The sequence below is a fragment of the Micromonospora sp. DT46 genome (assembly GCF_049841735.1).
GTDB classification, from domain to species: domain Bacteria; phylum Actinomycetota; class Actinomycetes; order Mycobacteriales; family Micromonosporaceae; genus Micromonospora; species Micromonospora reichwaldensis.
The window spans coordinates 156,100-182,482 of record NZ_JBNCKW010000005.1 but is presented as its reverse complement, the minus strand read 5'-3'; the positions used below and the strand labels follow the sequence as shown (position 1 = coordinate 182,482).

Below are 26,383 nucleotides of genomic sequence, written 5' to 3'. Positions count from 1 at the left end.
TCCGGAGACGACCGAGACGACGTGGCAGACGCTGCGCCGCGGTCTGGCGCTCTCCCCGGAGCTGCGGGTCGGCCTGGCCGGCACGCTCGGCCTGGCCCTGGTCTACATGGTCGGCCGGGCGGCCGTCCCGGTGGCGGTGCAGCAGGGCATCGACAACGGCATCGTCGGCGGCCTGGACCTGGGCGTGGTCTGGACGGTGGTCGCCGCCACCGTCGCGGTGCTGGTGGTGACCACGATCTGCGGCTACCTGATGATGCGCCGGCTCTTCACGGTCAGCGAGACCGCGCTGGCCAACGTGCGGATCCGGGCGTTCCGGCACGTGCACGACCTGTCGATGCTGCACCAGCAGTCGGAGCGGCGCGGTTCGCTTGTCTCCCGGGTGACCAGCGACGTCGACCAGATTACCCAGTTCCTCCAGTGGGGCGGCGTGATCCTGGTGATCAACCTCGGTCAGCTGGCGGTCACCACGCTTGTCATGTTCGCGTACTCCTGGCAGCTGACCCTGGTGGTCTTCGCCGCCTTCCTGCCCGCGGTGTTCGTGATCCGGCGGCTCCAGCGCCGCCTCGCCGGGGCGTACGGGGTGGTCCGGCAGCGGACAGGCACGCTGCTCGGCGCGATCGGGGAGAGCGTGGTCGGCGCGCCGGTGATCCGGGCCTACGGGATCGCCGGCCGGACGGCCCGCCGGCTCGACGAGGCGATCGACGGCCAGCGTCGGGCCCAGCAGCGGGCGATCAGGATCAGCATCATGGGCAGCTCGGTCGGGGAGCTGGCGGCCGGCCTGGCGCTGGCCGGCGTGGTGGTGCTCGGGGTGACCCTCGGCGCCGACCGCACCCTGAGCATCGGCGAGGTGACCGCCTTCCTCTTCCTGGTCACGCTCTTCATCCAGCCGGTGCAGATCGCCACCGAGGTGCTCAACGAGGCGCAGAACGCCATCGCGGGCTGGCGCCGGGTGCTGGACGTGCTGGACGTCGAGCCGGACGTCGCCGACCCGGGCGAGCAGGGGCGCGAGCTGCCGTCCGGCCCGCTGGACATCCGCTTCGCGGGGGTGCGCTTCGCGTACCCGGGGGGTCCGCCCGTGCTGCACGACGTCAGCCTGGAGATCCCGGCGAAGAGCCGGGTGGCGGTGGTGGGGGAGACGGGCAGCGGCAAGACCACCTTCGCCAAGCTGCTCACCCGCCTGATGGACCCGACCGCCGGCCAGGTGCTGCTCTCCGGCGTGCCGCTGGAGCGGGTCCGGTTCGGCTCGCTGCGCTCGCGGGTGGTGATGGTGCCGCAGGACGGCTTCCTCTTCGACGCCACGGTGGCGGAGAACGTCCGCTTCGCCCGCCCGGAGCTGACGGACGCGCAGCTCTCGGCGGCCTTCACCGAGCTGGGGCTGGCGGACTGGCTGGACGGGCTTCCGTCGGGCCTGCACACGCCGGTGGGGGAGCGCGGCGAGGCGCTGAGCGTGGGGGAGCGCCAGCTGGTGGCGCTGGCCCGCGCGTACGTGGCCGACCCGGACCTGCTGGTGCTGGACGAGGCGACCAGCGCGGTCGACCCGGCCACGGAGGTGCGGCTGCAACGCACCCTGGACGCGGTGACCCGGGGGCGCACCACCCTCGCGATCGCGCACCGGCTCTCCACGGCGCAGGCCGCCGACGAGGTGATCGTGGTGGACAAGGGCCGGATCGTGCAGCGCGGTCCGCACGACGAGCTGGTCCGCGACCCGGAGTCGGTCTACGGCCTGCTCTACGCCTCCTGGCTGGAGCAGACCCGCTGAGCAGACCCGCTGAGCCGTCCCGCTGAGCCGTCCCGGCGCGGGCGTCGGGCCCGTGCGGCGCGCGGCCCGGCGGTGTGCCGGGCCGCGCGGTGGTCAGCGGGAGTAGAACTCCACCACCAGCTGCTCGTCGCAGATCACCGGCACCTCGTGCCGGGCGGGCTCGCGCAGCAACGTGGTCCGCAGCTCGGCCAGCTCCACCGACAGGTACGGCTGGCCGGGTCCCTCGGTGGCGTTGGCGCCCGCGGCGGCGAGCTGGAACGGCACGGTCGTGCGGCTGCGTTCGCGGACGGCCACCACCTGTCCCGGACGCAGCCGGTACGACGGCCGGTCGACCTTGCGCCCGTCGACGGTGAAGTGGCCGTGCGCGACGAGCTGCCGGGCCTGGTAGATGCTGCGGGTCAGGCCGGCCCGGTGCACCACCGCGTCGAGCCGTCGCTCCAGGAGCGCGACCAGGCTCTCGCCGGTCTTGCCCGCGCTCCGGGCGGCCTCGTCGAAGGCGCGCCGTAGCTGGGTCTCGCTGACGTTGTACTGGTGGCGCAGGCGCTGCTTCTCCAGCAGTCGCACCTGGTAGTCCGAGGTCTTGCGGCGCTGCCGGCCGTGCACGCCGGGCGGGAAGGGGCGCCGCTCGAAGTACCGCACGCACTTGCGGGTGAGGGGGATGCCGAGGGCGCGGGAGAGGCGGGCCTTGGGCCTGGGTTGGTTCACGCTGGACGTCTCCGATCCGGTGCTCTAGTCTCCGAGTTAGGTAAGGCTAACCTACGAAGGAGTCGTTCATGCGGCCCAGCCCGGCGGAGATCGTCCGCACCCTCGTCGCGGGCCGGCTGCCCGGCATCGCCCACGTCGCGCACCGGCCCGGCCCGCACCAGGTCCGGCACGTGACCGATCCGGACGGTCGGGTGCTGCTGCTGGTGCCGGTCGTCAGCGACCTCGCCGCCGCGCTGCGCCCCGCCGACGGCGACTCCGAGGTCGCGCTGGTGCTGGACGTGCTGGACCTGCCGCCCGCCGCTGGCGCGCCGAGCCTCGGCCGGGCCTGGGTCTCCGGCTGGGCGGCCCGGCTGGACGGCGACGAGGAGCGCCGCGCCGCGCTGGACTTCGCGGCCGTGGAGCCGGCCGGTGACCTGCTCGATGTCGGCACCCGGTTCCGGCTGCACCGCTTCGAGGTGGTCGAGGCCCGCTGGGAACGCGGCGACACCGTCCGCCGCATCGACCCCGAGGCGTACGCCGAGGCGGAGCCCGACCCGCTGCACGCCGTCGAGGCCGAGCTGCTGGCCGACCTCGCCGACCACCACGCCGCCGAGGTGGCCGGGTACCTGCGCCGCCAGCTCGGCCTCGCCGACGGCGGCATCGACACCGCGCCCCGGGTGGTCCGGATCGACCGGTACGGCCTGCTGGTCGTCCACGGCCGACCCGGCGCCCGCCGGCGCGTCCGGCTGGCGTTCCCGCGTCCGCTGGACTGCCAGGCGGAGCTGACCCGGTTCCTGCATCCGCTGGTCTGCCGGCACGCCCCGTCCCGGCACGCCGACCACGCCTGACCGGGTGCCGCCGCCCCGGCCGTCCGGTCAGCCGGCGAAGACCTCGGCGAGATCGCCCGTCAGGTAGCGCTGCACGGTGGGGCCGACCGCCGCGACGAGGGTCTCCGGGGCGGCCGAGGCGACCGGTTCCAGCCGGACCACGTGCCGCATCATGACCAGCCCGATCAGCTGGCTGGCCACCAGCGAGCCGCGCAGCGGCAGCTCGGCCGGGTCGACGTCGAGCTGGTCGAGGATCCTGCGCAGCACCTGGGTGACCAGGAACTCCCGCAGCAGCCGGGCGGTCCACTCGTTGCTCACCGCCGAACGCAGCAGGGCCACGCCGGCGGTGCCGGCCGGGGAGTCCCAGACGCCGAGGAAGGTGCGCACCAGCCGCTCCCCGAGACCCGCGCGGTCGCCCGCGAGCACCCTCGGCAGCAGTTCGGCCGGGTCGACCGGCGCGTGCATCGCGGCCAGGAAGAGCCGGTCCTTGCTGCCGAAGTAGTGGTGCACCAGCGCCGGGTCCACCTGCGCGGCGGCGGCGACGGCCCGGATCGAGGCCCCGTCGAAGCCCCGCTCGGCGAAGGCGGCGCGGGCCGCGTCGAGGATGGCCTGCCGGGTGTCCGGGTTGCCGGGTCGTCGTCCGGTCCGCCGCGCCATCGTCGCCCTTCGCTCCACCTTCGTCCCGCCGCCGGCCGCGTCGCGGCCCGCCGGTCGGGTCGGCGGCTCAGCCGCTGCGCCGCCGGAGGGTGGCCGCGGCGAGCACCAGCGCCAGCGCCGCCGCGCCGGCGACCACCGCCACGTCCCGCCACATCGTGCCGGTCGGCTCCGCGTGGGCGCCGACCTCCTGGAGCGCCTCGACGGCGTACGACAGGGGCAGCACGTCGCTGACCGCCTGCAACCAGCCCGCCATCTCGCCCCGGGGCACGAAGAGCCCGCAGAGCAGCAACTGGGGCACGACCACGACCGGCATGAACTGTACGGCCTGGAACTCGGTGCGGGCGAAGGCGCTGCAGAACAGCCCGAGCGCGACGGCGAGCACGGCGTTCAGCGCGGCGACCAGCACCACCAGCCCGCTGTGTCCGGCGGTGTCCAGCCCGAAGACGCCGTACGCGACCACGGACGCGACGACCGCCTGGACCACCGCGGCCAGCCCGAACGCGATGCCGTAGCCGAAGAGCAGGTCGAGCTTGCCCAGCGGGGTGGTGAGCAGCCGCTCCAGCGTGCCCGTGGTGCGCTCGCGCAGCATCGCGATGCTGGTCACCAGGAACATGATCACGAAGGGGAAGAAGCCGAGCATCACCAGGGCGACCCGGTCGAAGGTCGACGGCTGCCCCGGCGGGGCGGGCTGGTCGACGTACATGGAGTGGACCAGGGCGAGCAGCACCGACGGGACCACCAGCAGCAGCGCCACGGTGCGCCGGTCGTGCCGCAGCTGGCGCAGGATGCGGCCGGTGGTGGCGGCCAGGATCCGGGGGTTCACGACGCCTCCCGTCCGGCGGCGCCCGCCCTGATCAACCGCAGGAACGCCTCGTCCAGGTCGTCGGTGCCGGCAGCGGCGCGGACCGCGTCGGGGGTGTCGTCGGCGATCAGCCGCCCCTCGCGGATCAGCAGCAGCCGGTCGCAGCGGGCCGCCTCGTCCATGACGTGGCTGGAGACCAGCAGGGTGGTGCCGGCGGCGGCCATGGCGTGGAACCGGGCCCACAGGTCGGCCCGCAGCACCGGGTCCTGGCCGACGGTCGGTTCGTCGAGGACGAGCAGTTCCGGCTCCCCGACCAGGGCGCAGGCCAGCGACGCCCGGCTGCGTTGCCCGCCGGAGAGGGTGCCGACCAGTTGGCCGGCGGCCGAGGCGAGCCCGACCTCGGCGACCGCCCGGTCGGCTTCGGCCCGCCCCCGGCCGTGCAGGGCGGCGAAGTAGCGCGCGTTCTCGCGCACCGTCAGGTCGGCGTAGACGCTGGGCGCCTGGGTCAGGTAGCCGACGCGGCGGCGCAGCTCCGGCGACCCGGCGGGGCGCCCCAGCACGGTCACCGAGCCGGCGCCGACCACCTGCACGCCGACCACCGCCCGCAGCAGTGTGGTCTTGCCGCTGCCGCTCGGGCCGAGCAGCCCGGTGACCGAACCGCGCGGCACGTCCGCGCTGACGCCGTGCAGCACCCGCCGCCCGCCCCGCTCGACGACCAGGTCGCGTACGGCGATCGCCTCGTCCACCGGCGCCTCCCGGGAAACTCATCATCCGTTGAACTCGACGCTAACGGAGACGCCCGCCGGGCCGCAACGATCGACCCCGGTCCACCCGCACGGACCCCGGCGCGGCGGGGAGATCGGTCGGGCATTAGCCTTCGGACCCGGACAGCGGGTCCGCCAACGGGCATCAGGCGTACCATCGGGCATTGCGCCCTGATCGGACGTACGGCACGATGGCGCCGTGGGTCACGCTGCGTCACCGGACGAGAGGTTCCTCGGCGAATGGGCGGCCCGGTTGCGGGCCGGTGCCGAGCAGCCCGTGGTGGGCATCATGCTGCGCGGCAGCCACGCCCGGCGGGCCGCCACCGCACACAGCGACGTCGACGTCGACGTGCTGCTCGACGGCGCCCCGTACGCCGCCCGCCGGGCGTTCCTGGCCGAGCACGGGGGCCGGCTGACCCACGTCTCGGTGGCCGCCCGCGACGTGAACTCCTGGCTGACCCGCCTCGGCGAGCCCGCCGAATGGGCGTTCGGGCTGCCGGTGACGGCGCCGGTCCGGCTGCTGTGGGCGGACCCGCACTGGCGGCCCCGGATCGACCTGCCGGTGCTCTGCCACCCCGCCGGCGAGCCGCAGCTGGAGGAGCTGATCGCGACGCTCGGTAAGGTGGCCGGCGCGCGGGACGCCGACGACCACCTCGGCGTCCGGCTGGCCGCCGCCGATCTGGCCCGGCTCTGCCCGTCGGTCCTGCGGCTGGCCAACCCCACGGTGCGGGTGACGTCCCGGCGGGCGGCCTTCGCCGCCGCCCTCGACCTGCCGGTGGCGCCCCCGCACTACCGGGAGGACCTGCTGCTCTGCCTCGGCCTGCGGCCCGGCTCCGTCGGCCAGCTCTGCGCCGCCGCGGCCCGCCTCGTCACCGGCGTCCTGCCGCTGGTCCGCCCGTACGCCGCCGAGGTCGCGCGGGCCGCCGGCGGGGACCTGGCCGACGCCCTGACCGACGGCCGGCTGGACCGCTACGTCGACCAGCTGACCCGGCCCGCCCACCGGCCGCCGCGGCCCCGGCGGGAGCCGTCACCCGTGCCCGCCCCGCGTGCGGGACAATGGGTCACTGTGCCCGTACCTGACGCGCCCGTGACCGGCGCCCACCCCAGTCCGCAGGAGCCCGCGGCCGACGGCGCGGTCCGTCCGTCCCGGCTCGACCCGGCCATCGCCGCCCGGCTGCGCCGCACCCCCGACGGCCTGGTGGCCGCCGTGGTGCGCCAGCACGACTCGGGTGAGGTGCTGATGGTCGCCTGGATGGACGACGAGGCGCTGCACCGCACCCTGACCACCGGCCGGGCCACCTACTGGTCGCGCAGCCGCCGGGAGTACTGGGTCAAGGGCGCCACCTCGGGGCACCACCAGTACGTCCGCGCGGTGGCGCTGGACTGCGACGGCGACGCGCTGCTGGTCGACGTCGACCAGGTCGGCGCGGCCTGCCACACGGGGCACCGCACCTGCTTCTTCACCGAGCTGCCGGTCGGCGGGGACGGGGCGGGTGCCCGGTGAGCGCGCAGCGGGTCACGCCCGGCGGCTCCCGCACCGACGGCGCGGTCAGCCCCGACCTCGCCACCTTCGCCGAGCTGGCCGCCCGCTGGCGGGTCGTGCCGGTCACCCGCCGGCTGCTCGCCGACGCGGAGACCCCTGTCGGCGTCTACCGCAAGCTCGCCGGCGGCCCGGGGACGTTCCTGCTGGAGTCGGCCGAGCAGGGCGTCGGCTCGGCCGGCCTGGCCTGGTCGCGCTACTCGTTCATCGGCGTACGCAGCAGCGCCACGCTGACCGAGCGGGACGGCGCGGCGGTGTGGACGGGCCACCCACCGGCCGGCCTGCCCACCTCCGGCGACCCGGTCCGGGTGCTGCGCGAGACCGTCGAGGCGCTCGCCGGCCCGGCGTTCGAGGCGGCCAGCGGCATGCCCCCGCTGACCGGCGGCATGGTCGGCTACCTGGGCTACGAGCTGATCCGGCGCTTCGAGCGGCTGCCCGAGCTGACCGAGGACGACCTGGGCGTGCCCGAGCTGGGCATGATGCTCGCCACCGACCTGGTGGTCCTCGACCACTACGACGGCTCGGCGATCCTGGTCGCCAACGCGATCCTGCCGCCGCTGGCCGAGCCGGACCGGGACGCCCAGGTCACGGCGGCCTACCACCACGCGGTCGGGCGGCTTGACGCGATGACCACCGCGCTGTCGCGGCCGATCCCGCCGATGGTCTCGACCGTCGGGCGGCCCCCGGCGGGCGAGGTGCGCAGCCGTACGCCCGAGGGCGGCTACCCGAAGGCCGTCGAGGCGGCCAAGGAGGCGATCCGGGCCGGCGAGTGCTTCCAGATCGTGCTGGCCCAGCGGTTCGAGCGGGACACGCACGCCGACCCGCTGGACGTCTACCGCGTGCTGCGCACGACGAACCCCAGCCCGTACATGTACCTGCTGCGCTTCGACGGCTTCGACATCGTCGGCTCCTCGCCGGAGGCGCACCTGAAGGTGACCAGCGACGCCGAGGGGCGGCAGCGGGCGCTGCTGCACCCGATCGCCGGCACCCGGCCGCGCGGCGGCACCCCCGAGGCCGACGCCCGCCTCGCCGCGGAGCTGCTCGCCGACCCGAAGGAGCGCGCCGAGCACGTGATGCTGGTCGACCTGGGGCGCAACGACCTGGGCCGGGTCTGCCGCCCGGGCACGGTGGAGGTGCCGGAGTTCGCCACCATCGAGCGCTACAGCCACGTCATGCACATCGTCTCGACCGTGGTCGGCACGCTGCGCGAGGACCGTACGGCCTTCGACGCGCTGGCCGCGACCTTCCCCGCCGGCACCCTCTCCGGCGCGCCCAAGGTGCGGGCCATGGAGATCATCGAGGAGCTGGAACCGGTCCGGCGCGGCATCTACGGCGGCACCGTGGGCTACTTCGGCTTCGGCGGTGACCTGGACATGGCGATCGCGATCCGCACCGCGCTGATGCGCGACGGCAGGGCGTACGTGCAGGCCGGGGCGGGGGTGGTTGCCGACTCCGACCCGGCAGCCGAGGACCAGGAGACCCGGAACAAGGCCGCGGCCGTGCTCGCCGCCATCGCCGCCGCCGAGACCCTCCGGCCCGCCCGATGACGGCCGCCGAGCCGCGCGGCCAGGAGCCGGGGACGACTCCGGCCGCCGACGCGGGCGGGGGCGCGCGGTCCGGCACGCAGCGGCGCGAGCTGACGTACGCCGTGCTGCTCTGCGTGGCCGGCGCGGGCCTGGCGCTGTGGGCGTCGACCCGCACCTGGGCGGTCGAGTTGACCGCCCGGCCCACCCCGCTGCCGCCGGTACGCGACGCCCGCACGGGCGCCGGCCTGCTGCCCTGGCTGCCGGCGCTGGCCCTGGTCGGGCTGGCCGGCGGCGGGGCCGTGCTCGCCACCCGGGGACGGGCGCGGCGGCTGCTGGGCGGGCTGCTGTGCGTGCTCGGCGCGGCCGTGGCGGCCGGCGGCGGCTACGGCCTGGTCGCGGCGTTCGAGGGCGAGGTCGCCCGGCAGTGGCCGGCGCTCTGCCTGCTCGGCGGGGTGCTCGCCACGGCGGGCGGGCTGCTGACGGCGCTGCGGGGGCGGCACTGGCCGGCGATGGGCGCCCGCTACGAGCGGCGGCCCGCGGGCGACGCCGCGCCCGCCGCCCGCGGCGAGGGCGACCGGGTCACCGGCCGGCACACCACCGAGGCGTGGGACGCGCTGGACCGGGGCGAGGACCCGACGGTCAGCTGACCGGCTGGTGCTCGCGGGCGGCGGCCCGGGCCGCCGCCAGCTCCGCCACCAGGCGGTCCAGCTCGGCCCGCTGCTCGGCCCGGGCCCGGTCGGCGCAGACCGCCTCCCAGGCGTTGCCCCGCGCGGTCCGCATGCGGGCCTCGCCCACCACGGCGCGCTCGAGGGTGTGGACCACGCCGACGGCGAGCGATGCGACCGTGCGCGAGACGGTCGTCAGTCCGATGGGCTGGTGCGGCTCGACAGTGCTCATGATCACCCCGCGAGGATCGTTGGTGACGGTGGGGCAGGCGCGTCATCGAGTCTGCCCGAGGACGATGCTGGCTGGTTCACGTTTCGCCGTGGTGACCGACACGTCAACACTGCTCGCAGGGCCGCCACCAGGCAAAGGGCCGTTCGGCCTTGAGGTAGGTCACACCATCGACCGGCGTCCGCGGCGGTCGCCGGGCCGGGCGGCCGGCCGCACCCTCAGATAGGATCACGTCGATGACCGGGGGGTGGGGGCGGGAATGGTCGGGTGTCTTTCGTCGCTGGGTGCGGTCGCCCTGCGTGACATCCCGTTCACCGGAGGTCGGCCATTATGCCCCAGCCCATCTCGTGAGGCACGCCATACCCCCGGCGGCCGTCGCCAGGTGGCGCCCCCTAGCATCGGCCCATGACACCCGGAGAGGGGAGTCCGTTGGTGACTGCTGAGCATGCGCACGCGGAGGGGGACGACGCCGGTACGGCAGCGTCCGTAGGCGTGCTCGACGAGATCCTGGCCGGCGTGCGCGAGGACGTCGCCCGGCGCCAGGAGCAGGTTCCGCTGGAGCGGATCCGCGAACTGGCCGCCGCCGCGCCGCCGCCGCTCGACGCGTACGCGGCCCTGCGCAAGCCGGGCGTCGCGGTGATCGCCGAGGTGAAGCGCTCGTCGCCGTCCAAGGGGCGGCTGGCCGAGATCGCCGACCCGGCCGACCTGGCCGGCGACTACGCCGCCGGCGGGGCGCGGGCGATCAGCGTGCTCACCGAGGGCCGCTGGTTCGGCGGCTCGCTCGACGACCTGGCCGCCGTCCGCGCCGCCGTCCGCATCCCGGTGCTGCGCAAGGACTTCGTCGTCTCCAGCTACCAGGTGCACGAGGCCCGCGCGCACGGTGCCGACCTGGTGCTGCTGATCGTCGCCGCGCTGGAGCAGAACGCCCTCGTCGGCCTGCTGGAGCGGATCGAGTCGCTGGGCATGACCGCGCTGGTCGAGGTCCACGACGAGGAGGAGGCCGACCGCGCCCTGGAGGCCGGCGCCCAGGTCATCGGGGTCAACGCCCGCAACCTGCGTACCCTTGAGGTCGACCGCTCGGTGTTCGAGCGGATCGCGCCCGGCCTGCCCAGCAGCGTCGTCAAGATCGCCGAGTCGGGGGTGCGCGGCCCGCACGACCTCATCCGGTACGCCTCGGCCGGCGCCGACGCGGTCCTGGTCGGCGAGGGTCTGGTCACCCAGAAGAGCCCCCGCGAGGCGGTGGCCGAGCTGGTCAACGCCGGCAACCACCCGGCCACGCCCCGCCCGGTGCGCTGACCCCGCGCCGGTTCGTCAGCACCGAGAGGACGATCCCATGAGCGAGCGAATCTTCAGGCTCAGTGCGGAGTTGCCTCATGGCGGCACGGAGCGAAGCGGAGTGCCGGCATGAGCGCCGACGTGACGGCCGCCGCGGCCGGTCCGCTGCCTGACTCCGCCGGTCACTTCGGCCGGTTCGGCGGCCGGTTCGTACCGGAGGCGCTGGTCGCGGCGCTCGACGAGCTGGACGCGGCGCACCGCGCGGCGATGGCCGACGAGTCGTTCCGGGCCGAGTTCGGCGCCCTGCTGCGCGACTACGCCGGCACTCCCTCGCTGCTCTACGCGGCGGAGCGGTTCTCCGCCAAGCTGGGCGCGCGGGTGCTGCTCAAGCGGGAGGACCTCAACCACACGGGGGCGCACAAGGTGCGCAACGTGCTCGGCCAGGCCCTGCTGACCAGGCGGATGGGCAAGCGCCGGGTGATCGCGGAGACCGGGGCCGGCCAGCACGGCGTCGCCACCGCCACCGCCGCTGCCCTGTTCGATCTCGACTGCGTGGTCTACATGGGCGAGGTCGACACCGAGCGGCAGGCGCTCAACGTGGCCCGGATGCGGATGCTCGGTGCCACCGTCGTCCCCGTCACCAACGGCTCGCGCACCCTCAAGGACGCGATGAACGAGGCGATGCGCGACTGGGTCGCCAACGTCGACGACACCCACTACCTGATCGGCACCGCCGCCGGGCCGCACCCCTTCCCGGCGATGGTCCGCGACTTCGTCCGGGGCATCGGTGACGAGGCGCGCCAGCAGTGCCTGGACCTGACTGGCGCGCTGCCGGACGCGGTCACCGCCTGCGTCGGCGGCGGCTCCAACGCGCTGGGCATCTTCCACGCCTTCGTCGGCGACCCTGACGTGCGGCTCTACGGCTTCGAGGCCGGCGGCGACGGGGTGGAGACCGGCCGGCACGCGGCCAGCATCACCGGCGGGTCCGCCGGGGTGCTGCACGGCACCCGGACGTACGTGCTCCAGGACGCCGACGGGCAGACGTGCGAGTCGCACTCGATCTCCGCCGGGCTGGACTACCCGGGCGTCGGGCCGGAGCACGCCTGGCTGCACGACAGCGGCCGGGCGACGTACCTGCCGGTCACCGACGAGGAGGCGATGGCGGCGTTCGAGTTGCTCTGCCGCACCGAGGGCATCATCCCGGCGATCGAGAGCGCGCACGCGCTCGCCGGCACCCTCAAGATCGCGCCGAAGCTCACCGCCGAGCTGGGTCGGGAGCCGACGATCGTGGTCAACCTCTCCGGCCGGGGCGACAAGGACGTGCACACCGCCGGCGACTACTTCGGCATCCTCGACAAGGAGCAGTGAGAACGTGAGCCGGATCGGGGTGGCCTTCGACAAGGCCCGCGCCGACGGGCGGGCCGTGCTGGTCGGCTGCATGCCGGCCGGCTTCCCGACCGTCGAGGGCAGCATCGCCGCGATGACCGCGATGGTCGAGGCCGGCGTCGACGTCATCGAGGTGGAGATCCCGTACTCGGATCCGGTGATGGACGGCCCGGTGATCCAGAAGGCCAGCGACATCGCCCTCGCCGGCGGCGTACGCACCCGCGACACGCTGCGGGTCATCGAGGCCGTCGCGGCCACCGGGGCGCCCGTGGTCACCATGACCTACTGGAACCCGGTCGAGCGCTACGGCGTCGACGCCTTTGCCCGGGACCTCGCCTCGGCCGGGGGCACCGGGCTGGTCACCCCCGACCTGATCCCGGAGGAGGCCGGCGAGTGGCTCGCCGCCTCGGACGCGTACGGGCTGGACCGCACCTTCCTGGTCTCGCCGTCCTCGACCGACGCGCGGCTGGCGATGACCGTCGAGCACTGCCGGGGCTTCGTCTACGCCACCGCGATCATGGGTGTCACCGGCGCCCGGGCGAAGACCTCCGACGCGGCCCCGATCCTGGTTTCCCGCACGCGGGAGGTCACCGACCTGCCGGTCGGCGTCGGGTTGGGCGTCGGCACGGGCGCGCAGGCCGGCACGGTCGCCGGCTACGCCGACGGCGTCATCGTCGGCAGCGCGCTGATCCGCTGCCTGCTCGACGCGCCCGACGAGGCGTCCGGGCTGGCCGCCCTGCGCGCGCTGAGCGGGGAACTCGCCGAGGGCGTCCGCAACCCGACCCGCTGACCGGACCGCCCCCAGCCGCCCTCCCGCCCGCTCGCCCCGGGTCAGCCGTGCGGTGCCCGGCCTCCTGTCCCGCCCGGGTCGGTGGCGCGGTGCCCGGCTTCCCGTGCCGCCCGGGTCAGGGGTGCGGTGCCTGGCTTCCCGTGCCGCCCAGGTCAGGGGTGCGGTGCCCGGTCGGCCGGCGGGGTGCTCCGCTGCCCCGGTGGGTGGCCCGCCGTCGGCGCCGGGGCGCCCGGGACGGTGTCACGCAGCACGCCGGAGCGGCCCGCCAGGGCGTCGGTGAGCGCCGCCCGGGTGGTCGGGGTGAGCGCCTCGGGCAGCGCCGAGGGGTGGTGCCAGGACGGCCGGCAGCCGCCCACCGGTTCGCCGGCCGGCCCCGACCCCCGCGTACGCGCCCGGAAGACGTGCACCAGGACGTCGGGCAGCGGCCCGGCACGCCCGGCCGCCGGGGCCGGACCGGCGAGCACCGCCCCGTACCGCCCGGCGAGGTGGTAGAGGCCGACCAGGTCGACGACCTCGACGTCCCACCCCGTCTCGGCCCGGATGTCGCGCGTGACCGCGTGCACGGGGCTCTCGGCCGGGCGCAGCCGCCCACCGGGCAGGCCGTGGCGCTCACCCCGGCCCTGCCGGCACAGCAGCACCCGGCCGGCGTCGTCGGTGACGACCGCGGCGACCGCCCAGGTGAGCGCGCTCATGGACAAAGAGCCTACGGCGGCGCAAACCAGAAGTCACCGGGACCGGCGGACGGTGGACCGGGGTGCCACCGGAGGGGGCCACGGCGGTAGCGTGTGCATCCGTGACTCTCGCCTCGCTGACTCCCCAGGCGGCCCTGCCGAGCCCCAGCACCGCCGTCTGGCAGCTCGGACCGGTGCCGATCCGGGCGTACGCGCTGTGCATCATCGTCGGCATCGTGGTGGCCTGCTGGGTCACCGAGCGGCGGTTGCGCCAGCGCGGCGTCGCCCCCGGTGCGGTCCTCGACATCGCGGTCTGGGCGGTGCCGGCCGGCATCGTCGGCGCCCGCATCTACCACGTGATCACCTCTCCGGAGAAGTACTTCGGCACCGGCGGCGACCCGATGAAGGCGTTCGCCATCTGGGAGGGCGGTCTCGGCATCTGGGGCGCGGTGGCCGGCGGGGCCGTCGGCGCCTGGTTCGCGGCCCGGCAGCTCGGCATCCCGTTCGGGGTGGTCGCCGACGCGCTGGCCCCCGGCCTGCCGCTGGCCCAGGCGATCGGCCGGCTCGGCAACTGGTTCAACAACGAGCTCTACGGCGGCCGGACCACCCTGCCCTGGGGTCTGGAGATCCACCGGATGGACCCGGACAACCCGGGCCACGCGCTGCGCGACGACGCCGGCAAGCCGATCCTCGAACCGGGCCTCTACCACCCGACGTTCGCCTACGAGCTGCTGTGGAACGTCGGCGTGGCCGCGCTCGTCCTCGTCCTCGACCGCAAGCTGCGCCTCGGCCGGGGACGGGCGTTCGCGCTCTACGTCATGGGCTACACGGCCGGGCGGTTCTGGATCGAGCTGATGCGCACCGACGAGGCGAACACCATCCTCGGCGTACGCCTGAACGTGTGGACCGCCGGCCTGGTCTTCCTCGGCGCCCTCGCCTACTTCGTGCGGGTGCGCGGCCCCCGGGAGTACGTCGTTCCCATCGGCGCCGCCGCGACCGCGGAGCCGGCCGTCGGCTCCGACGTCTCGCAGGTCGACCTGTCCGCGCAGGAGGCCGGCGCGGGGCCGGCCGCCCCAGAGGGCTACCGCGTGGTGAGCGAGGAGCAGTACCGGCACTGGCAGGAGACCGGCGAGACGCCGGCCGAGCCGGACGGGGCGGCCACGCCCGGCTCGGTGGACGCGCCGTCGGACGGGACGGCCGGTGCGGAGGACACCCCGGGATCCGCCGGTGACGGTGCCGCGCCCGCCGGGGAGATCCCGCAGGACCGGGCCGGGGCCACGGGCACCCGGCCCGCCGAGCGCGACAGCTGAGGAGGAGCACCCGATGCGTAGCGCGGTCGTGGTCGGCGCCGGGATCGGCGGCCTCGCGGTCGCCGGCGCGCTGGCCCGCTCCGGCTGGCGGGTCACCCTGCTGGAGCGTGCCGACCGCGTCCGCCCCGAGCCGACCGCCGTGGCGCTCTGGCCCAACGGCGTACGCGCGCTGCGCGCCCTGGGCCTCGGCGCCGGCCTGGAGGCGATCGCCACAGGGCTGCCCGACGGCGGGGTGCGCCGCCCGGACGGGCACTGGCTGGTGCAGCCCCGCCCCACGCCGGCCGACCGGATGCCGGTGGTGGTGCACCGGGAGGACCTGCACGACGCGCTCATCGCCGGCCTGGGCGACGAGGTCGAGCTGCGCACCGGGGTGACCGTGCGGACGGTCCGCGCCGTTTCCGGGGAGCGCCCCTCGGTCGGCGACGGCCGGCACACCATCGAGGCCGACCTGGTCGTCGCCGCCGACGGCACCGACAGCGCGCTGCGCCGGCAACTCGCCCCCGAGTCCGGCGTGGTCAGCTCCGGCTGCGCCGCCTGGCGGGCGGTGATCCCCTGGTACCGGGCCCCGAAGCTGCCCGCCGACCGGCCTGTCGGCGGCGAGGTGCTCGGTGCCGGCTACCGCTTCGTGTCGGCCTCGCTCGGCGAGCGCGGCTCCTCCGGCGGCTCCAGCCGGGGCGGCATCTACTGGGTCGCCACCGCCGTCGGCGCGCCCCGCCCGGAGCCGCCGGAGACCCAGCTCGCCCTGCTCCGCCGCTGGTACGCGGGCTGGCCCGCGCCGATCGCCGACCTGCTCGACGCCACCGACCCGGCGGACCTGGTGCAGCAGGAGATCCGCGAGCTGCGGCCGCTGCCGAGGTCGTACGGCTTCCCGACCGGCCCGGGCGGGGTGGTGCTGCTCGGCGACGCCGCCCACGCCATGCCGCCGCACCTCGGCCAGGGCGCCTGCCTCGCCTTCGAGGACGCCGCCACCCTCGCCTCGCTGCTGCGCGAGTCCCGCCTGCCCGACGCGGTGGTCGCGTACGACCGGGTGCGCCGGCCCCGGGCGGCGACGGTGGTCCGGCAGACCCGCCGGATGTCGGCGGTGCTGAAGGCCCGGGGCCCGCTGGCGCTGCGCGCCCGCGACGTAGCCCTGGGCGCCCTCAGCCCTCGCCTCCTCTCCACGGCCGCCACCACGGCCGCCCAGTGGCGCCCCCCGACCTGACCCGCCGGGCCGATGTGCCGCCCGAGGGCTTGGTCAGGGGGTGACCGGGGTGGGTTCGGCGATGCAGGCGGTGCCGATGCGACGGAAGCCGACGCGCAGGTAGACCCGGGCGATGTCCTCGCTGCCCGCCGAGAGGAATACCAGGTCGGTGCCGGCGGCCAGCAGTTCGCGGGCGAGCGTGGCGGTGACCGCCGCGCCCAGGCCACGGCGGCGGGCGGCCGGCAGGGTGGCCACGCCGGCGATCTCGGCGACGTCGCCGACGCGCATCGCCATCCCGCTGGCCAGCGCGCCCTCGGCGGGCGTCTCCGCCAGCACGGACAGGCGCCGGCCGTCCGCGACGCGGGTCCGCTCCTCGTCGAGCGCGGCCTCGTCCAGCTCGGCCATCGCGGCGTCGCGCTGCGCGGTGCCGGCGTCGCCGGGTTCGGTGCCGGCCGCGGAGAACCCGACGGCGGCGACCGCCCGCCGCGCCGCCACGTCCGCCGCGAAGTCGGGCGTCGCCGCGTCGAGCATCCGCAGCGGTACGTCCGTGAGGGTGCCCGGGTCGGGCAGGGCGGCCGGGTCGAGCACCATCAGCGGCGCCTCCAGCACCGCCAGCCCCGCCGAGCGGGCCACGGCCAGCAGGTCGGGGGTGGTCTCGTGCACCCATTCGAGGGCCTCGGGCAGGCCGAGTTCGCGCTGCCGCTCGCGTACGGCCGTGATGTCGGCCAGCGACGGCGCACCGGTGGCGTCGAGCCGGGGCCGGGCGTAGAACGGCCAGCCGGCGCCTTCCCTGACGAACAGTACGAGCGGGCCGTACTCCTCCGTACGCGCCGCGTCCCGGGGCACCGCGTCGTAGAAGTGCTCCAACCGGCCGAACAGGTCCCTGTCAAGAAAATCCACCGCGCGAGACTACACGTCCCAGAGTCTGGAAGGTGTGATCAATCTGCACTGGCCTTGCGCTCCGGACCCTAACGTAGACTCAATAGACCCTTGAGGGCCGACGTCGTCCCGATCGAGATCCACCCTGAGCGACGACAGGAGGCCCGGTGGCCTTTCCGTACCCTCACAGCAGCCCGAAGCAGGCCCCGCACCTCGGCCCGGGAGCGCCTGCGGCCGGGCTCTACGACCCCGCGCAGGAGCACGACGCCTGCGGTGTGGCCTTCGTGGCGGACCTGCACGGGCGGCGCTCGCACGCGGTCGTGGTCAACGGCCTCGACGCGCTCTGCCGGCTGGACCACCGGGGAGCCCGAGGCGCGGAACCCAACACCGGCGACGGCGCGGGCATCATGATCCAGATTCCGGACGCGTTCCTGCGCGCGGTGGTGGACTTCCCGCTGCCGCCCGCCGGCGAGTACGCCACCGGCCTGGTCTTCCTTCCCGACGACGACGCCGCCGAGGCCCGCGCGCGCCGCGTGGTGGAGAAGTACGCGCTGGTCGAGGGGGCCGACGTGCTCGGCTGGCGGGACGTGCCGGTCGACCCGAGCGGCCTCGGCGAGACCGCCCTCGCGGCGATGCCCCGGGTGCGGCAGCTCTTCCTCGCCGCGCGCCGGCTCACGGGCTCGGCGGCCGGGCCGGCCGGGTCGCCGCTGGGCGGCGTCGAGCTGGAGCGGGTCGCGTTCTGCGTGCGCAAGCAGGCCGAGCGGGAGAGCGCCGAGCGGGGCGTGCCGGCCTACTTCCCGTCGCTGTCCGGGCGGACCATGGTGTTCAAGGGCATGCTCACTCCCGACCAGCTCCCGGCGTTCTATCCGGAGCTGGCCGACGCGCGGGTGGAGAGCGCGATCGCGCTGGTGCACTCCCGGTTCTCCACGAACACGTTCCCGTCCTGGCCGCTGGCGCACCCGTACCGGCTCATCGCGCACAACGGCGAGATCAACACGATCCGGGGCAACCGGAACTGGATGCAGGCCCGCGAGGCGCTGCTCCGCACCCCGAACTTTCCCGGCAACATCCGCCGGGTCTTTCCGGTCTGCACCCCCGCCGCCTCCGACTCGGCGAACTTCGACGAGGTCCTCGAGCTGCTGCACCTGGCCGGGCGGAGCCTGCCGCACGCCGTGCTGATGATGATCCCGGAGGCGTGGGAGAACGACCCCGACATGGCCGTCGACAAGCGCGCCTTCTACCGCTTCCACGCGAGCCTGATGGAGCCGTGGGACGGGCCGGCCTCGGTCGCCTTCACCGACGGCGAGGTCGTCGGCGCCGTGCTGGACCGCAACGGGCTGCGCCCGGGGCGCTGGTGGCGTACGGACGACGGGCTCGTGGTGCTCGGCAGCGAGGCGGGCGTGCTCGACCTCGACCCGGCCCGGGTGGTCGCCAAGGGCCGCCTCCAGCCGGGCAAGATGTTCCTGGTCGACACCGTCGCCGGCCGCATCGTGCACGACGAGGAGATCAAGGCGGAGCTGGCGGCCGAGCAGCCGTACGCCGACTGGCTGCACGCCGGCCTGATCGAGCTGACCGACCTGCCCCCGCGCCGGCACACCGTCTACACCCACGACTCGGTACGCCGCCGCCAGCAGACCTTCGGCTACAGCGAGGAGGAGCTGAAGATCCTGCTCGCGCCGATGGCGCGTACGGGCGCCGAGCCGCTCGGCTCGATGGGCACCGACACCCCGATCGCCCCGCTCTCCACCCGGCCGCGGCTGCTCTACGACTACTTCCACCAGCTCTTCGCGCAGGTCACCAACCCGCCGCTGGACGCCATCCGCGAGGAGTTGGTGACCAGCCTGGCGTCCACCATCGGGCCGGAGGGCAACCTGCTCGACCCGGGCCCGGCGAGCTGCCGGCAGATCGTGCTGCCGTACCCGGTGATCGACAACGACGAGTTGGCGAAGATCCTCTCCATCGACGAGGACGGCGACCTGCCCGGCTTCAAGGCGGTCCGGGTCTCCGGGCTCTACCGGGTCCGGGAGGGCGGCGCCGGCATCAAGGCCCGGCTGACGGAGATCTGCCGGCACGTCTCCGAGGCCATCGAGGACGGCGTACGCATCCTGGTGCTGTCGGACCGGGACTCCAACGCCGACCTCGCCCCCATCCCGTCGCTGCTGCTCACCGCCGCCGTGCACCAGCACCTCGTGCGCGAGCAGACCCGCACCCAGGTGGCGTTGATCGTCGAGTCCGGCGACTGCCGCGAGGTGCACCACGCGGCGGTGCTGATCGGCTACGGCGCGGCGGCGGTGAACCCGTACCTGGCGTTCGAGTCGGTGGAGGACATGATCTCCACCGGGGCGCTGGTCGGCACGGATCCGGCCAAGGCCGTGCGCAACTACGTCAAGGGCCTCGGCAAGGGCGTCCTGAAGATCATGTCCAAGATGGGCATCTCGACGGTGTCGTCGTACTGCGGGGCGCAGGTCTTCGAGGCCGTCGGGCTGGACGCGCGGCTGGTCCAGCGCTACTTCCGGGGCACCCCGAGCAAGATCGGCGGGATCGGGCTCGACGGCATCCACGCCGAGGTCGCCGCCCGGCACGCCGTGGCCTGGCCGCCGCCGGGCGCCGTGGCGTCGGACCGGCTGGAGGTCGGCGGCGAGTACCAGTGGCGCCGCGAGGGTGAGCTGCACCTGTTCAACCCGGAGACGGTCTTCCTGCTCCAGCACGCCACCCGCAGCCGCCAGTACGACGTCTTCCGCCAGTACACGGCCAAGGTCGACGAGCTGGCCGCGGCGGCCGGCTCGCTGCGCGGGCTGTTCACCCTGCGTACGGGCGTGCGGCCCCCGGTGCCGCTCGACGAGGTCGAACCGGCCACCGAGATCGTCAAGCGGTTCGCCACCGGCGCCATGTCGTACGGGTCGATCTCGGCGGAGGCGCACGAGACCCTCGCGATCGCGATGAACCGCCTCGGCGGCAAGTCCAACACCGGCGAGGGCGGCGAGGACGTCGAGCGGCTGCACGACCCGGCCCGCCGCTCCGCCGTGAAGCAGATCGCCAGCGGCCGGTTCGGGGTGACCAGCGAATACCTGGTCAACGCCGACGATCTCCAGATCAAGATGGCGCAGGGCGCCAAGCCCGGCGAGGGCGGGCAGCTGCCCGGCAACAAGGTCTGGCCGTGGATCGCCCGTACCCGGCACGCCACGCCGGGCGTCGGCCTGATCTCCCCGCCCCCGCACCACGACATCTACTCCATCGAGGACCTCGCGCAGCTCGTCCACGACCTGAAGTGCGTCAACCCGTCCGCCCGGGTGCACGTCAAGCTCGTCAGCGAGGTCGGCGTCGGCACCGTCGCGGCGGGCGTGGCCAAGCTCAAGGCCGACGTCATCCTGATCTCCGGCCACGACGGCGGCACCGGCGCGTCCCCGCTGAACTCGCTCAAGCACGCCGGCACCCCCTGGGAGCTGGGGCTGGCCGAGGCGCAGCAGACGCTGCTGCTCAACAAGCTGCGCGACCGGGTCACCGTGCAGGTCGACGGGCAGCTCAAGACCGGCCGCGACGTGCTGGTCGCGGCGCTGCTCGGCGCCGAGGAGTTCGGCTTCGCCACCGCGCCGCTGATCGTCGAGGGCTGCGTGATGATGCGCGTCTGCCACCTCGACACCTGCCCGGTCGGGATCGCCACCCAGAACCCGGTGCTGCGGGAACGCTTCACCGGCCGGCCGGAGTTCGTGGAGAACTTCTTCCTGTTCCTCGCCGAGGAGGTCCGCGGCTACCTGGCCGAGCTGGGCCTGCGGTCGATCGAGGAGGCCATCGGGCAGGCCGAGCTGCTCGACGTCGCCCCGGCGATCGCGCACTGGAAGGCCGGCGGGCTGGACCTGACCCCCGTGCTGCACCTGCCGGAGCTGCCGGCCGGGGCCGCGCGCCGGGGCGTACGGGCCCAGGACCACGGGCTGGAGCTGGCGCTGGACAACGAGCTGATCGCCCTGGCCGGGCCGGCGCTGGCCGACGGTACGCCGGTGCGGGTGGAGGTGGCGGTGCGCAACGAGCACCGCAGCGTCGGCGCGATGCTCGGCGGCGAGGTGACCCGCCGCTTCGGCGGGGCCGGCCTGCCCGCCGACACGATCGAGTTCACGCTGCGCGGCACCGCCGGCCAGTCGTTCGGCGCGTTCCTGCCGGGCGGGGTGACCCTCCGGCTGCACGGCGACGCCAACGACTACGTGGGCAAGGGCCTCTCCGGCGGTCGGCTCGTCGTGCGGCCGGACGCCGCCGCCCCCTTCCTCGACGGCGAGGCCGAGCCGGGGCAGCGGGCCGAGGACCAGACCATCGCCGGCAACACCATCCTCTACGGGGCCACCGCGGGCGAGCTGTTCCTGCGCGGCCGGGTGGGGGAGCGGTTCGCCGTACGCAACTCGGGCGCGGTGACCGTCGTCGAGGGCGTCGGTGACCACGGTTGCGAGTACATGACCGGTGGGACCGTGGTGGTGCTGGGCCCGACCGGCCGCAACTTCGCCGCCGGCATGTCCGGCGGCATGGCCTTCGTGCACCGGCTGGACCGCCGCCGGGTCAACGCGGAGCTGGTCGACCTGGCGCCGCTGTCCGGGGAGGAGCAGGCGGTGCTGCACGAGCTGGTGCAGCGGCACTTCGCCGAGACCGACTCGGCGGTCGCCGAGGGGCTGCTCAAGCGCTGGCCGGAAGCGGTGGCGGAGTTCACCGCCGTGGTGCCCCGGGACTACCGCCGGGTGCTGGAGATCATGCGGGCCGCCGAAGCCGCCGGCCGCGACGTCGACGACGCGGTGATGAGCGCACTCGCGGTGAATGCCGCCCCAGCTGCGCAGTCGGCGCCCTCCGCTTCGTCTGTTCCGACCCTGCCCGCCCCGCGGGTGACGGTCCAGGAGGTGGCTCGTGCCTGACCCGAACGGTTTCCTGCGCTACGACCGGCGGCTGCCCGCGCGCCGCCCGGTGCCGGTGCGGATCAGCGACTGGCGCGAGGTGTACCCGCCGGCAGGCGAGGAGCTCATCCGCGAGCAGGCCACCCGCTGCATGGACTGCGGCATCCCGTTCTGCCACGACGGCTGCCCGCTGGGCAACCGCATCCCGGACTGGAACGACCTGGTCCGCACGGGCAACTGGGACGCCGCGGTGGACTCGCTGCACGCCACCAACAACTTCCCCGAGTTCACCGGCCGGCTCTGCCCGGCGCCCTGCGAGGCGGCCTGCGTGCTCGGCATCGGTGGCGGGCAGCCGGTCACCATCAAGCAGGTCGAGGTGGAGATCGCCGACGCGGCCGTCGTCCGGGGCGGCCTGCTGCCGCGCCCGGCCCCGGCGCCGACGGGCCGCTCGGTCGCCGTGGTCGGCTCCGGGCCCGCCGGCCTCGCCGCCGCGCAGCAGCTCGCCCGCGCCGGTCACGCCGTCACGGTGTACGAGCGCGACGACGCGATCGGCGGCCTCCTGCGGTACGGCATCCCCGACTTCAAGCTGGAGAAGGTCCACATCGACCGGCGCCTGGCCCAGCTCTCCGCCGAGGGGGTGCGCTTCCGCACCGGGGTGAACGTCGGCGTGGACGTCACCGCCGAGCAGTTGCGCGCCGAGCACGACGCCGTGCTGCTCGCCTGCGGCGCGCTGCGGGGCCGGGACACCCCCGAGACGCCGGGGCGCGGGCTGCGTGGCGTACACCAGGCGATGGACCACCTCGTCGCGGCCAACCGGGTGGTCGCCGCGGCGGCGGGCGGCCGGCCCGACACGGCGGTGCTGCCCGACGGCAACCCGATCGACGCGGCCGGGAAGCACATCGTGATCATCGGTGGCGGCGACACGGCGGCGGACTGCCTGGGCGTGGCGCACCGCCAGGGCGCGGCCGGCGTACACCAGTTGGACCTCTACCCGCAGCCGCCGCAGGCGCGCGACGAGGCCCGGGACCCGTGGCCCACGTGGCCGTGGCTGCTGCGCAGCTACCCGGCGCACGAGGAGGGCGGCGAGCGGGTCTTCGCCGTCGCGGTCCAGGAGTTCGTCGACGACGGCACCGGCCAGGTGCGGGCGGTACGGATCGCCGAGGTGACCGTGGAGAAGCGCGACGGGCGGCGCATCGTCACCCCGGTGCCCGGCTCGGAGCGGGAGTTGCCGGCCGACCTGGTGCTGCTGGCGATCGGCTTCGAGGGCACCGAGGAGCAGCCGCTGCTCGACCAGCTCGGGGTCGGCCGCAACGCCCGTGGCGCGATCGACGCCCGGTCCGACTGGCAGACCGGCACCGACGGCGTCTTCGTCGCCGGCGACATGCACCGGGGCGCCTCGCTGATCGTCTGGGCGATCGCCGAGGGCCGGGCCGCGGCCGCCGCCATCCACGCCCACCTGGGCGGGACGGGCACCCTGCCCGCCCCGGTGGATCCGGCCCGCCAACCCCTGGCCGCGCGCTGACCGGTGATCCCGGCTTGTCCCGGGCGGGCCTGTCCCGAAGAGACCTGTTCCAGCGGCCTGTCTCGGGCGGGCCTGTCTTGGGCGGGCCTGTCTTGGGCGGGCCCGTCTCGGACGGGCTTGTCGCCGGCCTTGCCGGCGCTCGGCGCCCTGCCGGTTGTCCGGTGTCCGCGCTGTCGAGCTGATGTCGTAGACGGATCAGGGCTTCGGCAACGCCGTGCACACCCTGGGTGGGCGCCGCTCGGGGTTGGTCGGCGTCCGTCGCGTGGACGGCGGGTGGCGTCCGTCCCGTGGACGGCGGGTGAATCGTCTACGACATCACCTCGACAGCGTCGACCGACCTGTCCGTGGACCGCATCGTGCGCGCCGCCATCGACGTGGCCGACGGAGGCATCCCGCCCGGCGCGTGCACGGTCCGCCTCTGGCGCACCGGGCGCGGGTACCCGCCCGTGAGTCGGCGGGCACCCGCACCCGCTCAGCGGGTCAGGAGCTGGTGCGACTCGCGGAGCTTGGTCCAGGACTTCGGTTCGGCCGGCGGGCCGGCCTTGCGGGCGGCGCCGGGCACGTCCGGCCGACCGGGGGTGAGCAGCCAGGTGGTGAAGAAGTCGTCCAGGTCCAGACCGGAGATCCGTTCGGCCAGGGCCTGGAACTGGGCGGTGGTGGCGTTGCCGTGTCGGTGCGCGGCCGTCCAGGCCGGCAGGAGTGCGAAGAACGCCTCGTCGCCGATGGCCAGCCGCAGCTGGTGCACCGTCATCGCGCCCCGGTCGTAGACGGCGGCGTCGAAGATCCTGCCCGGCCCGGGTGCGCCCGGCGGCACCTGCCAGAACCCGTCGTCGGCCGGGTAGCTGGCGTACGTGAAGTCGAACAGCTCCTGGGCGGTGCCCTCGCCCTGCTCCTCCGACCAGAGCCACTCCGCGTACGAGGCGAAGCCCTCGTTCAGCCAGATGTCGCTCCAGTCCGTCAGCGAGACCGAGTTGCCGAACCACTGGTGGGCCTGCTCGTGCACCACCACGTAGGTGTTGGCGCCCCGGCGCCAGAAGCCCGGCCCGTACACCGGGCGGGTCTGCGTCTCCAGGGCGAAGCCGATGCCGTCGACGGGCCCGGCCACGCCGCCCTGCGCCTCGAACGGGTACGGCCCGAAGATCCCGCTGCACCACTCGACGACCTCGGCCGTGCGCCCGATGCTGGCCCGCGCGGCCGGCCCCAGCTCGCCGAGGCCGGCGCTGTACGCGTTGACCACCGGCTGCCCGTTCGGCGCGGTGTCGGTGACGATGTCGTACTGGCCGATGGCGAGGAAGGACAGGTAGGTGGCGGTGGGTGAGGTGGTCCGCCAGCTCCACCGGGTGCGGTTGCCCGCCTCGGCCAGCGGCGGGCGGGGCTGGACGCCGTTGCTGATCACCTCGACGCCGGTCGGCACCGAGACGGAGACGTCGAAGGTGGCCTTGTCCTGCGGGTGGTCGTTGCTGGGGAACCACCACCAGGCCGACTCCGGCTCGTTGACCACCATCGCCCCGTCGGCGGTGCGGGTCCAGCCGGTGTAGCCGCCGACCAGTGTCTCCGACGGCACGCCCGAGTAGCGCACCACGATGGTGAGCTGCTTGCCGGCCGTGATCGCGCGGCGCGGGGTGACCGCCAGCTCGTGCACGCCCTCGCGGGTGGCCGTGGCCTGCCAGCCGTCGACCCGTACCGACTCGACGTCGAGCAGGAAGTCCAGGTTGAACCGGGACAGGTCCTCGGTGGCCCGGGCCAGGATCGTGGTGGTGCCGGTGAGCAGGTCGGTCGCCGGGTCGTAGCGCAGCCGGACGTCGTAGTGCTGGACGTCGTAGCCGCCGTTGCCGTAGTCGGGGAAGTAGCTGTCGCCCAGTCCCGGGCCGCCGGGTTGCGGTGCGGCGGCGGGGACGGGCCGGCCCAGGGCCGGTGGGGCGGCCTGGCCGGGGGTGCCGGCGACCAGGCCGCCGGCGGTGGTGACGGTCAGGGCGGCGATGGCCGCCGTGAGAGCGCGTCGCACGGGGTGGACTCCCTCCGTCGGGGTGTACGCACCGGCCAACCTAATCGACGATCGTGAACATGTTGGTCCCGTCGCCCGATCCGACCCATTCCATTGATCTGAATGTTTCGATAGCATTACCGCCTGGTAACAAGCCCCCGTCCCTGGCCACGCGCGCGGTCACCGGGCCCACCACCCCCTGTCCCGTGGAGGTCCCCCTCATGCCCCACCGCCCGCTGGCCCGTGCCCTCGCCACGCTGGTCGCCCTGTCCACCGCCGCCCTCGGCGCGCTGCTCGCCCCCGGCACCGCCCAGGCCGCCGCAGCCGTCAACTACGTGGCCCTCGGCGACTCCTACTCCTCCGGCGTCGGCGCCGGCCCGTACGAACCGTCCACCTGCCTGCGCAGCCAGAAGTCGTACGCCCCGCTGTGGGCCGCCGCCAACGCGGTCACCAGCTTCACGTTCCCCGCCTGTGGCGGCGCCGTCACCTCCGACGTCATCAACAACCAGGTCGGCTCGCTGAGCGCCAGCACCACCCTGGTCACCATCACCATCGGCGGCAACGACGCCGGCTTCGCCGACGTGATCACCAGCTGCCGCTTCGGCAGCACGTCGAGCTGCACCAACGCCGTCAACGAGTCGAAGGCGTTCGCCACCACCACCCTGCCGGGCCGGCTGGACGCCACCTACGCGGCCATCCGGAACCGGGCGCCCAACGCGCGGCTGATCGTGCTCGGCTACCCGCGGCTGTTCGAGACCGGCTCCTGCGGGCTGCTGGCGATGAGCACCTACAAGCGGACCATCCTCAACGAGGCCGCCGACGTGCTCGCCACCGTCATCTCCGGCCGGGCCGCCGCGGCCGGCGCCACGTTCGCCGACACCCGCCCCTACTTCGCCGGGCACGGGGTCTGCGCGGCCGACCCGTGGATCCGCGACGTCAGCGGCGTCATCGAGGCGTACCACCCCGACGCCGACGGCTACCGGTACGGCTACCTCCCGGCCCTCAACGCCGTCACCGGCTGACGGCCCTGTTCACGTGGTAAGGAAGGGCACCTTCCTGTCGTTT

General features: G+C 74.8%; 21 protein-coding genes and 1 pseudogene. 14 read left to right on the top strand and 8 right to left on the bottom strand.

Annotated elements, in window-relative coordinates:
• Positions 1–31: 31 nt before the first annotated feature.
• Positions 32–1,759 carry an ABC transporter ATP-binding protein gene (locus tag ACLQ20_RS15115; protein ID WP_151454289.1) on the top strand — a complete coding sequence of 576 codons (1,728 nt, stop codon included), beginning with the start codon at positions 32–34 and terminating at the stop codon, positions 1,757–1,759.
• A 93-nt stretch (positions 1,760–1,852) separates the two neighbouring features.
• Here ACLQ20_RS15115 and rpsD read toward each other — a convergent pair whose 3' ends face one another.
• The gene (rpsD, locus tag ACLQ20_RS15110; protein WP_425856069.1) at positions 1,853–2,464 is read right to left on the bottom strand and encodes a 30S ribosomal protein S4; all 612 of its coding nucleotides are present in this window, start codon (positions 2,462–2,464) and stop codon (positions 1,853–1,855) included.
• Positions 2,465–2,532: 68 nt separating this feature from the next.
• Between rpsD and ACLQ20_RS15105 the strand changes: the two genes are divergently transcribed.
• The gene (locus ACLQ20_RS15105) at positions 2,533–3,291 is read left to right on the top strand and encodes a DUF2470 domain-containing protein (RefSeq protein ID WP_425856067.1); all 759 of its coding nucleotides are present in this window, start codon (positions 2,533–2,535) and stop codon (positions 3,289–3,291) included.
• 27 nt (positions 3,292–3,318) lie between these two features.
• Here the strand turns inward: ACLQ20_RS15105 and ACLQ20_RS15100 are convergent, their stop codons facing one another.
• From ACLQ20_RS15100 to ACLQ20_RS15090, 3 genes are all read right to left on the bottom strand, one after another.
• On the bottom strand, positions 3,319–3,927 hold the full coding sequence (locus ACLQ20_RS15100; protein ID WP_425856065.1) for a TetR family transcriptional regulator: 609 nt from the start codon (positions 3,925–3,927) through the stop codon (positions 3,319–3,321).
• Positions 3,928–3,994: 67 nt separating this feature from the next.
• Positions 3,995–4,750: an ABC transporter permease gene (locus tag ACLQ20_RS15095; protein ID WP_425856064.1), complete on the bottom strand. Its 756-nt coding sequence runs from the start codon at positions 4,748–4,750 to the stop codon at positions 3,995–3,997.
• A complete protein-coding gene (locus ACLQ20_RS15090) occupies positions 4,747–5,475 on the bottom strand; it encodes an ABC transporter ATP-binding protein (protein WP_151454265.1) in 729 nt (242 codons plus the stop codon). The genes ACLQ20_RS15095 and ACLQ20_RS15090 overlap by 4 nt, the downstream gene beginning before the upstream one ends.
• A 307-nt stretch (positions 5,476–5,782) precedes the next feature.
• Here ACLQ20_RS15090 and ACLQ20_RS15085 point away from each other — a divergent pair.
• The 4 genes and pseudogenes from ACLQ20_RS15085 to ACLQ20_RS15070 all read left to right on the top strand — a co-directional run.
• Positions 5,783–6,379 (top strand): annotated as a pseudogene (locus ACLQ20_RS15085) (phosphoribosyl-AMP cyclohydrolase); the annotation flags it as partial.
• Positions 6,380–6,559: 180 nt separating this feature from the next.
• Complete coding sequence (hisI, locus tag ACLQ20_RS15080) at positions 6,560–6,997, top strand: phosphoribosyl-AMP cyclohydrolase (RefSeq protein ID WP_311411668.1); 438 nt, start codon at positions 6,560–6,562, stop codon at positions 6,995–6,997.
• Positions 6,994–8,580, top strand: a complete 1,587-nt coding sequence (locus ACLQ20_RS15075; protein ID WP_425856062.1) for an anthranilate synthase component I — start codon at positions 6,994–6,996, stop codon at positions 8,578–8,580. The genes hisI and ACLQ20_RS15075 overlap by 4 nt, the downstream gene beginning before the upstream one ends.
• Complete coding sequence (locus ACLQ20_RS15070) at positions 8,577–9,206, top strand: Trp biosynthesis-associated membrane protein (protein ID WP_358116671.1); 630 nt, start codon at positions 8,577–8,579, stop codon at positions 9,204–9,206. Before ACLQ20_RS15075 ends, ACLQ20_RS15070 begins: the two co-directional genes overlap by 4 nt.
• On the opposite strand, the gene ACLQ20_RS15065 is transcribed toward ACLQ20_RS15070, so the two are convergent.
• A complete protein-coding gene (locus ACLQ20_RS15065) occupies positions 9,199–9,456 on the bottom strand; it encodes a hypothetical protein (protein WP_151454286.1) in 258 nt (85 codons plus the stop codon). The two genes, ACLQ20_RS15070 and ACLQ20_RS15065, sit on opposite strands and share 8 nt — an antisense overlap.
• Positions 9,457–9,945: 489 nt before the next feature.
• Here ACLQ20_RS15065 and trpC point away from each other — a divergent pair, with 489 nt between their 5' ends.
• From trpC to trpA, 3 genes are all read left to right on the top strand, one after another.
• Positions 9,946–10,749: an indole-3-glycerol phosphate synthase TrpC gene (gene trpC / locus ACLQ20_RS15060; protein ID WP_192581374.1), complete on the top strand. Its 804-nt coding sequence runs from the start codon at positions 9,946–9,948 to the stop codon at positions 10,747–10,749.
• Between the two features lie 108 nt (positions 10,750–10,857).
• The gene (gene trpB, locus ACLQ20_RS15055) at positions 10,858–12,096 is read left to right on the top strand and encodes a tryptophan synthase subunit beta (RefSeq protein ID WP_151454262.1); all 1,239 of its coding nucleotides are present in this window, start codon (positions 10,858–10,860) and stop codon (positions 12,094–12,096) included.
• A 4-nt stretch (positions 12,097–12,100) separates the two neighbouring features.
• A complete protein-coding gene (gene trpA / locus ACLQ20_RS15050) occupies positions 12,101–12,904 on the top strand; it encodes a tryptophan synthase subunit alpha (protein ID WP_425856061.1) in 804 nt (267 codons plus the stop codon).
• A gap of 152 nt (positions 12,905–13,056) precedes the next feature.
• On the opposite strand, the gene ACLQ20_RS15045 is transcribed toward trpA, so the two are convergent.
• Positions 13,057–13,596 (bottom strand): NUDIX hydrolase, encoded by a 540-nt coding sequence (locus tag ACLQ20_RS15045; RefSeq protein ID WP_425856060.1) that lies wholly within the window; start codon positions 13,594–13,596, stop codon positions 13,057–13,059.
• Between the two features lie 101 nt (positions 13,597–13,697).
• Here ACLQ20_RS15045 and lgt point away from each other — a divergent pair, with 101 nt between their 5' ends.
• Both lgt and ACLQ20_RS15035 read left to right on the top strand, forming a co-directional pair.
• Positions 13,698–14,885: a prolipoprotein diacylglyceryl transferase gene (lgt, locus tag ACLQ20_RS15040; protein WP_425856058.1), complete on the top strand. Its 1,188-nt coding sequence runs from the start codon at positions 13,698–13,700 to the stop codon at positions 14,883–14,885.
• A gap of 13 nt (positions 14,886–14,898) precedes the next feature.
• Positions 14,899–16,086, top strand: a complete 1,188-nt coding sequence (locus tag ACLQ20_RS15035) for an FAD-dependent oxidoreductase (protein WP_151456314.1) — start codon at positions 14,899–14,901, stop codon at positions 16,084–16,086.
• Positions 16,087–16,119: 33 nt separating this feature from the next.
• Here ACLQ20_RS15035 and ACLQ20_RS15030 read toward each other — a convergent pair whose 3' ends face one another.
• Entirely contained in the window at positions 16,120–16,965 is an 846-nt protein-coding gene (locus ACLQ20_RS15030) for a GNAT family N-acetyltransferase (protein ID WP_425856056.1), read from the bottom strand.
• Positions 16,966–17,111: 146 nt separating this feature from the next.
• Between ACLQ20_RS15030 and gltB the strand changes: the two genes are divergently transcribed.
• Entirely contained in the window at positions 17,112–21,833 is a 4,722-nt protein-coding gene (gene gltB / locus ACLQ20_RS15025) for a glutamate synthase large subunit (RefSeq protein ID WP_425856054.1), read from the top strand.
• Positions 21,826–23,334: a glutamate synthase subunit beta gene (locus ACLQ20_RS15020; protein WP_151456317.1), complete on the top strand. Its 1,509-nt coding sequence runs from the start codon at positions 21,826–21,828 to the stop codon at positions 23,332–23,334. Before gltB ends, ACLQ20_RS15020 begins: the two co-directional genes overlap by 8 nt.
• Before the next feature lie 472 nt (positions 23,335–23,806).
• On the opposite strand, the gene ACLQ20_RS15015 is transcribed toward ACLQ20_RS15020, so the two are convergent.
• Positions 23,807–25,339, bottom strand: coding sequence for a M1 family metallopeptidase (locus ACLQ20_RS15015; RefSeq protein ID WP_425856052.1), 1,533 nt, complete (start codon positions 25,337–25,339; stop codon positions 23,807–23,809).
• 200 nt (positions 25,340–25,539) lie between these two features.
• Between ACLQ20_RS15015 and ACLQ20_RS15010 the strand changes: the two genes are divergently transcribed.
• Positions 25,540–26,340: an SGNH/GDSL hydrolase family protein gene (locus tag ACLQ20_RS15010; RefSeq protein WP_358116688.1), complete on the top strand. Its 801-nt coding sequence runs from the start codon at positions 25,540–25,542 to the stop codon at positions 26,338–26,340.
• Positions 26,341–26,383 lie beyond the last annotated feature (43 nt).